This is a genomic window from Pseudocolwellia sp. G5-9 (assembly GCF_055808995.1).
Genome location: NZ_CM147893.1, coordinates 2,616,828 through 2,631,353, shown reverse-complemented (window position 1 = coordinate 2,631,353; position 14,526 = coordinate 2,616,828). Strand labels below are relative to the sequence as shown.

The following is a 14,526-nucleotide window of genomic DNA, read 5'->3' as shown; positions in this document are numbered from 1 at the left end:
TTAAATGGGGTAGATCCGTAGATCGAATAAAAATTAAAATGTGCCACGAATGCCAATAGCAAAAGAGCGGCCTGCCAATGGTGTTAAGTCTTTTAAGAATGAGGTGTGCACTTGTGCGTATTCATCGGTTAAGTTTTTACCTTTTAAATAAACAGCGAGGTCGTGCTGGCCTAAACTAAAATGGTAATTAACATTGGCATCAACCATCACGTAACCATCAGTTGGGCTTTCTAGTGCTGCGGTATGTGTTTGCTTGAAGTAATTATTGATAAATAAGTCAGCAGAAAGGTTTTCTCCTTGATAGCTAAACTCGGTGGCGATTCGTGCGGGTGGTGTACGTGGTAAGTCTCCACCTGTATCTAAACTTGATCGAATAATATCGCCTTGAATTTTCCATGAAAATTCGTCAGTAACTTGCCAAACGGCTTGTGCTTCAAAACCATATAAAGTGACATCTTGTGCTGTGAAAATGAATAGAGGTAAGGTGCTTTCTTCTTCCGCCTCTTCTGCATGGTCGTGTTCATGCTCATGTGCACTTTCGGTATATAAACCCGTAGCTTGCTCGTAATAGTAATCGTCTATTTGGTTGTAAAAAGCATTAAGAATAAAGCCAAAATCGCCTTTGAATTTACGTAAACTCAAATCAATGTTGTTAGCTGTTTCCATTTTTAAAGCTTGATGATTTAAATCAAAATAAGGTGTTTCTCCGTTAGGTGTTTGTAATGAAAATAGTGCGCCTACTTCATATGAACCTGTACCGATATGAGGGCCAAAAGATAAGAGTTCAGAGGCTGAAGGGGCTCTTTGAGAATGCGATAATGATAAGGCTAGATTGTAGCTATCACTAAAGTCCCATACTAAACCTGCTGAAAGGCTGACGGGTGTAAATACATGTTTAACATTAAAGTTACGCGTGATTTCTTCAGAACCATGATTGTGTCCGGCATGAGGATCTTCTTCACTTAACTCATGTAATAGTTCAACTTCGGGTAAATGCACGGTTGCTGCGCTAATTTCGGTACGCTCAATACGTGCACCAAGCTGTAATAATACTTCGCCAAAATGACGCTCTTCCATTAACGCTAATGCAATTGAGTCAGTTTTTGATGGTGGAGTAAATGCTTCTTCACCTACAGCAGTAAAGTCACTTTGTTTATAGTGGATACTTAAACCGCCACGCCAATCCCAAATGTTTTGGTGTAATATTTCGGTGCGTGCTTCTATGGTTTCATTGTCGAATGTTGTACCAACAACACCAACTTCTAGTTCACTATGTAGGTAATCGGTATACGCCACCTTAGTGTTAACCGATTTGATATATTTATTATCAAAATTTAATTCACTTAATAATTGCCAACGTTTTTGTTTTAAATCTGCAAGTACTTCTATGTTTTCATCGCCATGGCTATGCCCTGGAATACCATATTCTTGATCTAAAGTTTGATAAGACATACCGACAAAACCATTGTCGAGTAAATAGCTAGTACCAAGAGTAAAACCACTTGATTCTGCGGCTGAATTTTCTACTTCGTCGATGCTGTTTTTTTCAGGTATTTGGTAGTTTTCGCTATCACGGTAAAAAGCATCGGCATGTACAGCAACATTACCTATGCCACTATTGAACGAGCCTGACGCTAAAGATTGTTCGTTATTACTATTGTGCTCAACCAGCCACTCTCCTTTGGTGTCTATACTACGAGGCACTCTTTCATCAACAAGGTTAACCACACCGCCGATAGCTCCGCTCCCATAAAATAAGGTGGCTGGTCCGCGTAAAACTTCAATGCGTTCTGAAGTGGATGTTTCGGTAGATACCGCATGATCAGGACCGATACGTGATGCATCACCAGCATCTAAACCATTTTGAGTCACTAATACTCGAGGTCCGTCTAGGCCACGAATTATAGGCGTACTGGCTACACCACCATGAAAATTACTATGTACGCCTACTTCTTTGCTTAGGCTATCACCCAGTGTGTTTTCTTGACGCATGCGTAAATTTTCACCGTGTAATACAGTAATAGGTAAAGCTGATTCAATGTTTGAGCTATGAAAGGGGGTTGCATGAATATCTATAATTTCAATGGCTGATTTATCAAGAGATACACTTACGTTAGCTTGTTTATTTTCGTTAACATTTACGTCGACATTTCTATGAACAAAATTGTCTGCAACAACGTGCAGTTCATAACGTCCTGGTTGTACTTCTAAGGTAAATAGGCCTTTCTCATTGGTGACAGACGTATTATTCGTTCCCATTATTTTAACGGTAGCCCCTGAAACAGCTTGGCCTTGACTGTTTTTGATGACGCCTTGAATTTGTTCAGCGTTTAGCTCTGCACTTGCTGAAACGGCAAGTAGCACGCTGATGATTTTGGATAGTTTTTTCATGATTCCTCGTTTATAAGTGTTATAATATAACAATTCGTATAAATGTTATGTTATAACATAACACTTCGCAAGGCGTTTTTATCAATGAAGAAATGTTTTGCAGTAAAAAAGAGGTGTTAGCTGACGAATGATTTAAGGTTAATGAGAAAGAGTAACGGGGGATTTTTGATTTAAATGAGAAACTTTTGTGTATTAAATGGTTAATCTGAGATTGATACCGTGATGTTAGCTAGGTAATTTATAGTGGGCCGATAATGCTAGAAGTTGTTGAGCAGGTACTGGTTTACTAAAATAATATCCTTGTACGTAGTCACATCCCAACTCATCTAATATGGTTAGTTGCTCATGCATTTCTACTCCTTCAGCAACAACAACTAAACCTAAGCTATGTGCCATTGCTATTGTTGCTTTTACTAGAACACGATCTTCTTTGTTAATAGTTATATCATGAATAAATGAGCGGTCTATTTTTATTACGTCAAAAGCGTATTGTCTTAAATAACTTAATGATGAATAGCCAGTACCAAAGTCATCCATGGATAATTTAGTTCCTAATTTATTAAGTTCAACCAATGCCTCATCGATGTAAGATTGGCCTGTCATTAGCACGCCTTCTGTAATTTCAAATTCGAGACTATTAGCATGAACATTCGCGTCTTTTAATGATTGTTTAATAATGTTGAGTAACTCTTTATCTCTGAACTGTCGAGGAGATAAATTAACCGCGATAGTATATTTTTTTTGATCAACAATTTGCCAGTGACTTAAAAAGTTTAATGCTTGCTTAACAACATATTGTCCAATAGGTACTATTAAGCCAGTATGTTCAGCAATTGGAATAAATTCATCTGGCGTTACATTGCCTAAAGTATTGTTATGCCAGCGAAGTAAGGCTTCGGCGGCTACAATTTTTTTACTTTTAACATCGAATTGCGGTTGATAATAAACTTCAAATTCATTGCGCTCTAATGCGCCACGCATTTGTTCTTCAATTTCAAAGCGACGTATCATGGTTACATTCATTTCTTTAGTAAAAAACGAATGTGAATTACGCCCTAAAGCTTTAGCTTGGTACATAGCGGTATCTGCATTGCGTAGCAAATCAGAGGCACAACAGCCATTATCAGGATAGATAGCAATACCGATACTTAATGTTAAAATTAATTCTCTACCATCAATTTGAAAAGGTTCTCTAAAGGTATCAAGTAAAGTTTCAGCAATAACTAACGCATTATTATCGTCAGTTAAACCTCGTAATAATACAATAAATTCATCACCACCTAAGCGACCAACCGTGTCTTCTTTTCGTATCGCTTGTTTTAATCTGTGGGCTGACTCTATGAGCAGTTTATCGCCTACTTCATGACCTAATGAATCGTTAACTTTTTTGAAATCGTCTAAATCTAGAAAAAACACAGCTGTTTTTTCATTGTTCCTTTCGGCTTCATTAAGCATTTGTGATAAACGGTCTAGGGCTAAAAAGCGATTAGGTAATGAGGTTAATGCATCAAAATAGGCATGTTGACGAATAATTTCAGAAGATTTGTGTTGCTCTGTAATATCACGAACAATGGTTACTACTTGTTGATATTCTGGCAGGTGGCTAATTCTTGCTTCAAAGTAGACTAAGCCATGAGGCATTTTTAACTCATATTCAAAACTTGATATACCTTCTTGTTTTAATACTTGCTCAATATGAAATTGAAATTTACTAGCAACTTCTTTAGGTAATACATCTATTATAGGTTGACCTATAAATTGTTGTGGTGAAGCGTATAGGTTTTTTTTATTACTTGCATGATAATCAATGATGGTTCCACTTTCTTCCATCAAGAAAAATAAATCAGGTGTTGCCTCAAATACAGCCTCAAGCATATGTTCTTTAAACTCAGCTTGAGCTTGAGCGTCTCTAATATCAGTTAAATTAATATCAATACAATACATTTGTTTTTTATTGTATTGATTAGTAAGCATGACATGGCTTGAAAAAACATTCACATCTTCGCCGCTTTTATTACAAAGGGTAATTTCTGAAGCGGGAATTTCTATGTCATTTTTTACCCAATTCTTGTGCGCATTAATAACCAATTCACACATTGCCTTAGGAATAATAAGTTCTTCTATCTTAGCCCCTAAAGCTTCTTCTTTAGAGTAGCCATAAAGTAATTGACTACCTATATTCCAATAGATAACTCGTCTTTCTTCGTCATATCCTTGCACTGAAATAGCATCCACTGCATCAAACAACTGATGCAGTGGATCATTTACAATAGTTTTCTCAGCTACTAAATTATTATTTTTCTTCTTATTCTTCATAATAGAGGAAATGGGCAGTTACGTTACTTTTATAGTAGACCTAGAACCTATTTTTTGCATATTTTAGATGTGATTTTAGTTAGTTTTTATATTGTATGTTTACTCTATTTTAGAGGGGGGAACAGACTTATCTTGTTGATGGGTTTGTGTTTTATTCATTAAAGTAATGAGTTAATTAAATAGCAACTGTTTCGTTATACCAAACGCAATAAGCGATTGGTATTATACATTGAGTACTTTTTTCAAAGGCGTTAAATATTCTTCAAAGTAGCGCCATTGTTCTGTTGCACTTTTATAAATAGGTTGGCGAACTTGCTCTGAACTAGGGGTTTTAATTGCGCGTTGAGTTTTATGAAAATCGATACAGGATTGCTCAAATGCTAAACCACAAAAATCAAGCATTCTGTGAACTTCTTTATCTAAGTCTTCGACTACATCTTCATGATTTACCGTTAAAATAAAGTTGGGGAGTACTTGTTTCCAATGTGCCATTAATTTTAAATACGCTTGATAGTAACGACCTATGTCTTCAAGGCTGTAGCTAAAGTCTTGCCCTTCGGCAAATAACTGTTTAAAACCACTAAAACAACAGGCCATTGGTGAGCGTCTGGCGTCAATAATTTTTGCATTAGGTAAAATCAGTTTGATCAGGCCTAAATGGAGAAAGTTATTAGGCATTTTATCGATAAAGAACGGCGCGTTATCTCGATACACACGTGTTTCATCAATAAACTGTTGGCCGAAACGTTTAAAGTAATCACTGTTTATTTCGTGTAAATTTTTAGGGTATGGACTTTCTTGATTATCTTTAGTTTGAACACGACCACGCAAACGAGAGGCTAAGCCTAAAATATTATGTAGCTCCATGGTACCGTCTACTTGGCTATGCGATGCTAATATTTGTTCAAGTAAGGTAGAGCCTGCACGAGGTAAGCCCACAATAAAAATAGGATCGGGGGTGTCGAACCCTATATGTGCGTATTTTTCAAAAAGCTCAGCAGTGCAATATTTAATTTGTTCATCTACTTGTTGTTCAATTTTATTGATGTCGAAGCCATTGTTGGATCGTTGTAATTGGTTGCCTTGCTGGTAAGCTTGAAATGCTTGTGGGAAATCTTTTTTGTCTTCAAAGGCTTTACCCGTGGCAAAATGTAATTGTACTTTATCGATTATTGCTAAACTTTCATCTTCTCGCTTAGCCTGCATTTGCGCAATTTCTTCATCACTAAAACGATAGGTTTTAGTATTGGCTAAACTCCAATAGGCATCACCGTAATTGGGGTTGATTTGATAAGCTTTTTGGTAAGCTTGCACCGCTTTCTTTATATCGCCTTTGGCTTTTAGTGCGTGGCCTAGTTGTAAATGTAAGCCAGCAATTTTATCGTCTTTACTTATAATTTTTTCAAATAAGGCGATGGCTTCTTCTATTTCCCCTAAACCTGTTAAAACACTTGCTTTAGCAATGTTATAACTTAAGTTATCTGGCTGCTTTGCAAGTAAGGTATTTACCTGCTGTTCCGCCATTTTGTATTTACCTAAACGAATAAGTAAATTGAGGTATTGAGATCTAGCGTTAATATGAGTAGGTGCTATTTCAATCGCACTGGCGAGAAGAAACTCGGCATCGTCGTATATTTTAAGTTCTATGCCTATTTCAGCCAGCATGCACATACCATCCACATGATGTTTGTTATTTTGTAAAAAATGTCGGCAAACTTGTTCTGCTTTTAGGAGTTTACCTTCATGCATAAACTCGGTTACTGCCAGTAACGCTGGCGGTAAGCTTTTTAATTTAGCTAAATGATTGGCTGCTTTTTGTACATTTTGTGGTTGATTTGTATCTCGGTAAATTTCAATTAATTCTTGCCAACTAGCGACTAAGCTCGGGTTAAGTTCTACGGCTTTTTCAAATGAATTTTTTGCTTGTTCAGAATGATTTAATGCGAGGTGATTATAGCCTTGCTCTTGGTGCGCTCTGCTGTGTGTATTGTTGCATTTTAGTAATTCAGTAATACTGATTAAGGCGTTGGAATAATCTTTACTATAACGTTGGGCTACGGCTAGTAAATACCACAGTTCAGCCTGCTCTTCCTGATTCGAGGTTTGTTCAAGCAATTGTTTACTTTGTTTGATGGCATCATTAAATTTTGCGGTTTGAATTAACTGTTGAATTGATTTTAACTGCGCTTCAAATGAGAGAGGTGATGTGTTGTTCAACGATTTAACTCCACGAAATATAATGAATAATGAAATACTTTGCTTATTTTACTTGTTATAACTTATTTTAGTAATAAAAAGCCGCTTGAGGTGATATGGATATATTTCTCAAGCGGCAATTTTTAACTTACAAGCTTTCTAAGATTTAATAAAAATCGTAAGAAAATCTAAAGCCGATGGTACGAGGTCTATTCGATACCACTTTTGGCGTAAACTGCTGTGTATCAATATATAACGTAGCGTGTTCATCTGTTACGTTATCGATAAAGAGCTCTGCTTTCCATTCGTCGTTGGTTACACCAAAGCTTAAGTTGGCTAGTACGTAGCTTTCTTGTATGTAACGACCACCAGCAAAAGTGTTACCATTGCTGTCTTTGTAATTAACACCAGCATAAACATCGGCTTCTTTTTCAATCTTTAAGCCAGAACCTGTGCCGTAAATTTCTCGCGTGGCGTCTTCGTTTACATAAGCGTCCATTGTCATGCTGGCTAAGCGTTCGCCGGTATAACTAATTGAACCGTTAACATAACCTGTTAAGTCGCCTTTTAGTGGGTAAAAGTACTGTGCTTGTAAGTTACCAGAAAACTCAGCGGAGTAAGGTAATCTGCTACCTACTGCTGGCGCAATACCTGCAAGTTCATCGTTTACTGAAGTTAACTCGGTATCAATAACACTAAATGCACCTGATATAATTAAGTTATCACTTGCTACCCAGCTGAAGTCACCGTCAATCCCTTTAATTTCAGCATCGCCTACGTTATCAGTAAATACTAAAAAGCTGATATTGGTTGGGTCGTATCGTGATGTTTGTAAATCAGATATTTTTGAATAATAGGCTGTTGCGTTAAATCGTAAGGCTTGGTCGAATAAGGTTGATTTAAAACCTAACTCATAATTGTCTAAACTATCTGTTGTTGAATAAACCGGAATGTGAAAGCTTTCAAAAGCTCCTTCGGGATTTTTAGCTTTACCGCCGCCTACACGGTTGGTAACTGGAGGTCTAAAACCTTCAGAGTATGATGCAAAAATCATGATGTCGTTTGATACTTTCCAATCAATTGAGGCTTTAATAATGATATCGTCTACCGTTAACGTGCCATCAGCATCAAGTAGGTCAGTTTCTAATTGGCCACTAGCAACTGCTGCTTTAATGGCTGCCACTTCGCTTGCTGATGTAGTGGTGGTTGCAAAGTATTCTGTTAATGCCGCGTCGCTACCATCACCAAAGGCTTTTAATCGACTACTTACATCAACCGTTGAGGTTGCACCTTTAAACGAATCTTCAATTTGATACCAACGTGCACCCAAGCCAGCTGTAACTGTGTCTGTTATATCAAACTCTAACTGACCAAATACAGCTACTTGGTCTATGATATGAGTTACATCATTAACAAAGCTAATTTCAGATGAGAAAGGAGTATTAAAACCGTCACTGTTTATACCGTCATTACCTTTAAGCTTTGTTTGTAAATTAGTAAAATCGTAAGCACCGTCTAGGCTGGTATTGGCAATATTAAATTGGCCAACGGTTGATAATTCTTGTGAGTCGTAAAAAACACCCGCAGTAAGTCTCCAGCGGTTTTCAGCTGAAGTATTTAAACGCAGCTCATGAGTCGTTCGCGATGTGTTTGTTTGCTCTTTATAGAATTTAGTTGGATCAGCACATGATTGTTCGCCTGCAGGTACGCCAGCGTAATTACACACATAATATGCCGAAAATGAACCACCATTAGTATAGCCGGTGTAATCAATAGTTGAGTTGATGTCTCTATCTAAATAACCGCCGGTGTAAACAATATCAAGATGGTCAAGACGACCTTCTAATGTCCATGTGGTTAAACCAAAATCATCATTGTTATTTTCTGGTATAAAGCGATTGGTTGATGTTTCACCTTCAAGGTTTGGATCGTACGCAAACACACCTTCAGTATCTAAAGACTGTTGAGTATGCTGAACAAGTAGTTCCCATTCGTTATTAATTAAATACGATAAACCAAAGCGTGCGCCTGCATAGTTTGCTGTATTAAAGTTGTCTTCAACTAATGCATCATTTTTGGGTGCCGTTACTGGTGTATTTTCTGGATCGGCTAAAGCGCCGCCTGAAATTCTACTAATAACAACGGCACTACCTTGATACCCACCTTGGCCAGGTACATTTAAAATGTTGTCGATCCAACCACCTTGGTGATCATTATAAGCGGCAACACGTACTGCAACAGAGTCGCTTAAAGACATATTAAAATATGCTTCAACCGAGTTGCTCATATCGCCACCTTTGGTAGAGCTAACGCCTGTATCAAAACCAGCAGCAAAACCGTCATGAGTAGGTTTGTTGGTAATTAAACGTACCGTGCCTGATTGAGAGCTTGCACCAAAAAGTGTGCCTTGTGGCCCCGGTAAAACTTCTACTCGTTGAACATCGGTGGCGTAAACATCTAAGTTACGGCCTTGCATTGAAACGGGTTGTTCATCTAAATAAAAAGCCACAGAAGGTTGTAAGGCTTGAACGGATGAAACGGCAATATTGGTTTGTGATGTTGCTGCACCACGAATGTATATTTCGTTTTGTCCAGGGCCTGTGCCCTGAAAAATTACATTAGGTAAAAACTCTACGTATTCGTCAAAGTTAGCCACACCTAATTTTTCTAGGCTATCGCCTGTTAATGCGGTCACGGTAACAGGAACGGCTTGGATAGATTCTGAGCGTTTTGTAGCAGTAACTTCAATCGTCTCTATTTGTGCTTTGGGTTGTTTTTTTGCCTCTTCTGCATAGATATTACCTGATGCTGCTAAAGCAGTTAAGACAGCGCAATGCAGCTTAGTAAGTTTCATATTGATTATCCCTTAATGTTTTAATAATAATTCGAGCTGATATGATTAGAGTGCTAATTATATTTGAGCTCTATTATAGCTTAACATGTAATAATCTGTTTTTAATAAGTATATGTTATTAGCTTATTTCTTCTTGTTTTTATACTTTGTTGTATTTTGAGAGCTTGCAATATGTGTTATTATTTACAGATTGTTATTAATCAATGTGATATCAATACAAATTAATTTTAGGGGAAAGTATTGTCTACATCTGTTAAGAGTCAACTAAATAAAACTGTGTTTTTTAGTGCCTCATTCATTATTGTCGCGCTTTTGCTTTATACCGTTGTACTACCTAAAGAAGCACAAAGTTTATTTGCACTTATGCAAACCAGTATTGTTGATAATGGCAGCTGGTTTTATGTTTTTACCGTGGCCTTCATTTTCTTTTTTGTGATTTTTTTAGGTTTTTCTCGTTATGGAGATATTCGATTAGGGCCAGATCATTCATTACCTGATTACTCATTAGTTACTTGGCTTTCTATGCTTTTTGCAGCAGGTATGGGAATAGGTTTAATGTTTTTTGGGGTCGCTGAACCTTTAATGCATTTTTTGTCTCCACCTACGGCTGAAGCGGGTACGGTTGAAGCTGTTCAAGAAGCTATGAAGATGACTTTTTTCCATTGGGGTCTTCATGCATGGGCTATATATACCATTGTAGCTTTGGTGCTGGCCTACTTTAGTTTTCGACATAATTTACCTTTAACCTTACGTTCGGCGTTATATCCTTTAATAGGGGAGCGAATTTATCAATGGCCAGGTCATTTAGTGGATGTTTTTGCTGTAGTTAGTACGGTGTTTGGTGTTGCAACTTCGCTTGGTTTAGGAGCGTCACAAGTTAATGCTGGTTTTAGTTATTTGTTTGATATCGATGTTTCAGTAACCAATCAAATCATTATTATGTGTGTGATAACTGCACTTGCGGTGGCCTCGGTTGCTACAGGATTAGATAAAGGTATTAAAATACTCTCTGAAACTAACATGGCTTTAGCTGTAGGTTTGTTAGTACTCATTTTTGTATTAGGTCCAACGGTATTTTTATTACAAGCCTATTTACAAAATGTGGGCGATTATTTATCGGATATTGTGCATAACACTTTTAACCTTTTTGCTTACAAGAAAACAAATTGGATAGGAGGATGGACAATATTTTATTGGGGCTGGTGGCTTGCATGGGCGCCTTTTGTAGGATTATTTATTGCCAGAATATCTCGCGGCCGTACGATTAGAGAATTTATTTTAGGGGTTATGTTTATACCCACATTGTTTACCTTATTATGGATGACTATTTTTGGAAATAGCGCTATTGATTTAGTGTATAACCAAGGCGTTGTCGCTTTAGGTGACATGGTCAGTAAAGATTCATCAGTCGCGTTATTTGTTTTCCTTGAAAACTTCCCTTTTACCTCCGTATTGTCTTTTCTTAGTGTGTTAATGATCGTGATATTTTTTGTCACGTCATGTGATTCTGGCGCTATGGTTGTTGATATGCTGTGTTCGTATGGTAAAAATGACACGCCATTATGGCAACGAGTTTATTGGGCTGTGGGTATTGGTGTGGTTGCTGCCATATTATTATTAGTGGGTGGTCTTAATGCTTTACAAACCATGACAATCGCAAGCGCTTTACCTTTTGCTATTGTGCTAATACTTGCCATTATTGGCCTGATTAAAGCACTGAGGGTGGAAGCCTTTAAACAAGAAAGCCAACTCGTAACAACGCTGCCTCAGTCTAGTGGTGGAGGTGATGATAACTGGCGAATGCGATTAAAAAATATTGTTGATTTTCCAAACAAAGCTAACGCGAATAAATTTATTAACCAGACGGTATTACCTGCTTTTGAACTAGTAACTAAGGAATTACAAGAAAGCCAAATTAATGTAAAAATTTCAGATAACGATGGTTTGAGCCTGATTGTTGATCACGGTGAGGAACAAGAATTTATTTATCGTGTTGTTGCTCGAAAATATTCGCAACCTGATTTTGTTACTGAAGACGATGACGACGAACAAAGTTATTACCGTGTTGAAGTTCATTTAGTTGAAGGTGGTCAAGACTACGATATTATGGGATGGTCGAAAACGGCAGTGATCGACAATATTATTGACCAATACCACAAACATAGACACTTTTTACATTTAATTCGGTAATACTTGTTCTTTATTTTTCATAACAAATATTGTGCGCTAGTGGTCTGCTGGCGCTTAATATACAAATGAGCTTTTGTATAAAACAGATCAACTCATGCGAAAAACTGGTATTATTGCGATTTTAATTTTACAGGTTTTATTTAGGTATGGATTGGAAGATATTTTTAACAATTTTTGCATCGGTGTTTATTGCCGAGCTTGGTGATAAAACTCAATTAGCGACAATGCTTTTTGCAGCAGATAAAGAAGTGAGTAAATATACGGTATTTTTGGCAGCATCAGCAGCTTTAATTGTGGCTTCAGCTATTGGTGTTTTAGCGGGGAGTTTAATGTCAGAGTATATTAATGAAAAATACCTTCATTATGCTGCAGGTATTGGTTTTATTGTTATAGGCGTTTTTACATTATATAAAGCATAAAAATAAGGTTAACAATGAAATAAAGGGAAGGTATTTGTACCTTATCAATTCTTATTAGAATGAGCGCTTTACCTTCCAGAACTCAGGTTAATTCATTCTTTTTTCTTTGCTATGACTACCTGATTTCGTCCTATTTGTTTTGCTTGATAAAGGGCTTGGTCTGCTGCGTTACTAATCGATTTTTCGCTATCAAAATCAGGAAAAGCAGCAATTCCCCCACTAAAAGTACATTGAAATTCTTTATCTTTACTGTAATGGGTAAGTTCACTGAAACGTGTTCTTAAAGTATTAATAATAGCTTCTGCTGTTTTTGCGTCAGTATTAGGTAAAATAACAATAAATTCTTCACCGCCATAACGGCCAACAATATCGTATTTACGTAAACGTTGTTTAAATATATTTGAGATGCTTTTTAATACGCGATCACCAGCGGGGTGCCCATAATTGTCATTAATTGTTTTAAAAAAATCTAAATCTAACATGGCAAAAGAAAGGGGAGTGTTATCGCGTTTTGCTCGATCTAACTCATTTTTTAAACACTCTTTACTTTTAGTATGATTGAGTAACCCTGTGAGGCCATCGGTTTCAGCAAGTCTTCGCATTAATCGTGCGCGTAGTGCTCGGTTAGAAACAACTGAAACTAAATGCCAAGGTTTAACGGGTTTTGTCAAAAAGTCATCGCCACCTATGCTTAACGCCCCGAGTTTTTTGCCTAAATTATCTTCAGAAGACACAAACATGATAGGCGTACTCATATAGTTTTCCATTTGGCGTATCACTTGGCTTAATTCAATTCCCGTACATTTAGGCATGTATATATCCATGAGGATAATATCAGGTGAAAACTCATTTAATGCATCTAGTAATAGAAAGGGATCGTTTACTTCGCGAGTTTTCATGCCTGCTTGTTGCAATGTTAGCGCGGCGTATTCAGTTTGTGTTGGTGAATCATCAACGATTAATACTCGGTAAGGACTCTCTTGCACTTTATAACTGATCTTGTCGAGTGCACTTACTAATGATGTTATTAGTACGGGTTTGGTAAAATAAGCAAAGCCATTGGCGCGTACTGCACTTAAACGTGTTTTTAGATCATTACTCTCTGTAATAAAAATGGTTTGTAGAGGTATTTCACGCTCACTATTAATTTCAGCTATATAATCAATGCCTGCTGTTTTAGTGTTATCAAACATTGCATCCATGATCACCGCTGTAGGGTCTTGATGTTTGAGTGCGTGTTTAAATAAATTTATACAGTTAAACGTTTCTACCTGATAACCAAAAGCTTGTATTTGTAACTTTATAGTGTGAGTGAAGTATTTGTCCTCATCAATAATATAAATAAGGTTATTGCTGTCATTAGGAATAACGCTTATTGGTTGACCTTCTGCTGTAACATAAACAGGTTGGTTAGATACTGCGTTTTTATCTACTAATGCTGAGGCATCACAGAGTTTTTTAAGTACGATTTCTATTTCTTTTACAGGAAGTTTTGTAGAAGGAGGAGAAGAAAAGTTTCGTAGTAACTGCTCTATTTCTCTAGCGGCTATAGCTAAGGACTCTAGTTCAAAGGTGGCTGCAGTACCCGTTAATGTATGAGCTAAACGGTGCAATAACTCAGCCTGTTCATGATTTTGAGGTGATAATTTTAATGAATGCCAAACATCTTTAATTTCAGTAACATAAGCAGGAATTTTATCTATAAATGATAATTTTAATTGCTCAAGTTCAGCTTGGATGTCTATTGTGTTGTTAGGTGTCATGTAATTGCTGGTTCCGTTGCCATATTTCTTTAATTTGATTGGCAAGAGTCATAGGATCAAAAGGTTTTGCTATAACAGCAAGTGCGCCCATATCAAGATAGTTTTGTATTTCTTTACTCTGTACTTTAGCTGTCATAAAAATGGCTGGGATATTTTTATATTGATCAATTTCACGAATTCTTGCTAAAGCCGTTGGACCATCCATATCGGGCATCATTACATCAAAAAGAAGTAACTGTGGCTTAAAAGGGTGAATAGCATCAACAGCTTCTAAACCCGTGTTACATGTTTTTAGGGTTAAACCACCGACAGTTTCCAGTGCTAGCGTAGCCACTTGTTGGATATCGACTTGATCTTCAGCATAAAGAATTCGAATAAGTTCTTGCATAGTTATTAA

At 37.0% G+C, this 14,526-nt stretch carries 8 protein-coding genes; 2 read left to right on the top strand and 6 right to left on the bottom strand.

What is annotated here, in order from left to right:
• Positions 1-33 precede the first annotated feature (33 nt).
• From AC0L5Q_RS11230 to AC0L5Q_RS11215, 4 genes are all read right to left on the bottom strand, one after another.
• Entirely contained in the window at positions 34-2,391 is a 2,358-nt protein-coding gene (locus AC0L5Q_RS11230) for a TonB-dependent receptor (RefSeq protein WP_473607967.1), read from the bottom strand.
• Positions 2,392-2,616: 225 nt separating this feature from the next.
• Positions 2,617-4,707, bottom strand: a complete 2,091-nt coding sequence (locus tag AC0L5Q_RS11225) for a putative bifunctional diguanylate cyclase/phosphodiesterase (protein WP_473607964.1) — start codon at positions 4,705-4,707, stop codon at positions 2,617-2,619.
• A gap of 222 nt (positions 4,708-4,929) precedes the next feature.
• Positions 4,930-6,924, bottom strand: a complete 1,995-nt coding sequence (locus tag AC0L5Q_RS11220; RefSeq protein ID WP_473607959.1) for a tetratricopeptide repeat-containing sulfotransferase family protein — start codon at positions 6,922-6,924, stop codon at positions 4,930-4,932.
• 145 nt (positions 6,925-7,069) lie between these two features.
• The gene (locus AC0L5Q_RS11215; protein WP_473607955.1) at positions 7,070-9,757 is read right to left on the bottom strand and encodes a TonB-dependent receptor; all 2,688 of its coding nucleotides are present in this window, start codon (positions 9,755-9,757) and stop codon (positions 7,070-7,072) included.
• A gap of 240 nt (positions 9,758-9,997) precedes the next feature.
• On the opposite strand from AC0L5Q_RS11215, the gene AC0L5Q_RS11210 reads away from it, so the two are divergent.
• Positions 9,998-11,947, top strand: coding sequence for a BCCT family transporter (locus AC0L5Q_RS11210; protein WP_473607950.1), 1,950 nt, complete (start codon positions 9,998-10,000; stop codon positions 11,945-11,947).
• A gap of 146 nt (positions 11,948-12,093) precedes the next feature.
• Positions 12,094-12,366, top strand: a complete 273-nt coding sequence (locus AC0L5Q_RS11205) for a TMEM165/GDT1 family protein (RefSeq protein ID WP_473607949.1) — start codon at positions 12,094-12,096, stop codon at positions 12,364-12,366.
• Positions 12,367-12,458: 92 nt separating this feature from the next.
• Here the strand turns inward: AC0L5Q_RS11205 and AC0L5Q_RS11200 are convergent, their stop codons facing one another.
• On the bottom strand, positions 12,459-14,129 hold the full coding sequence (locus AC0L5Q_RS11200; RefSeq protein ID WP_473607945.1) for a diguanylate cyclase: 1,671 nt from the start codon (positions 14,127-14,129) through the stop codon (positions 12,459-12,461).
• Positions 14,119-14,517, bottom strand: coding sequence for a response regulator (locus AC0L5Q_RS11195; protein WP_473607941.1), 399 nt, complete (start codon positions 14,515-14,517; stop codon positions 14,119-14,121). Before AC0L5Q_RS11195 ends, AC0L5Q_RS11200 begins: the two co-directional genes overlap by 11 nt.
• Positions 14,518-14,526 lie beyond the last annotated feature (9 nt).

Excerpts from the sequence above, each read along its gene's own strand:
- AC0L5Q_RS11200 (WP_473607945.1), bottom strand. The coding sequence starts at position 14,129 with ATGACACCTAACAACACAATAGACATCCAAGCTGAACTTGAGCAATTA.
- AC0L5Q_RS11215 (WP_473607955.1), bottom strand. The coding sequence starts at position 9,757 with ATGAAACTTACTAAGCTGCATTGCGCTGTCTTAACTGCTTTAGCAGCA.
- AC0L5Q_RS11225 (WP_473607964.1), bottom strand. The coding sequence starts at position 4,707 with ATGAAGAATAAGAAGAAAAATAATAATTTAGTAGCTGAGAAAACTATT.
- AC0L5Q_RS11195 (WP_473607941.1), bottom strand. The coding sequence starts at position 14,517 with ATGCAAGAACTTATTCGAATTCTTTATGCTGAAGATCAAGTCGATATC.
- AC0L5Q_RS11205 (WP_473607949.1), top strand. The coding sequence starts at position 12,094 with ATGGATTGGAAGATATTTTTAACAATTTTTGCATCGGTGTTTATTGCC.
- AC0L5Q_RS11230 (WP_473607967.1), bottom strand. The coding sequence starts at position 2,391 with ATGAAAAAACTATCCAAAATCATCAGCGTGCTACTTGCCGTTTCAGCA.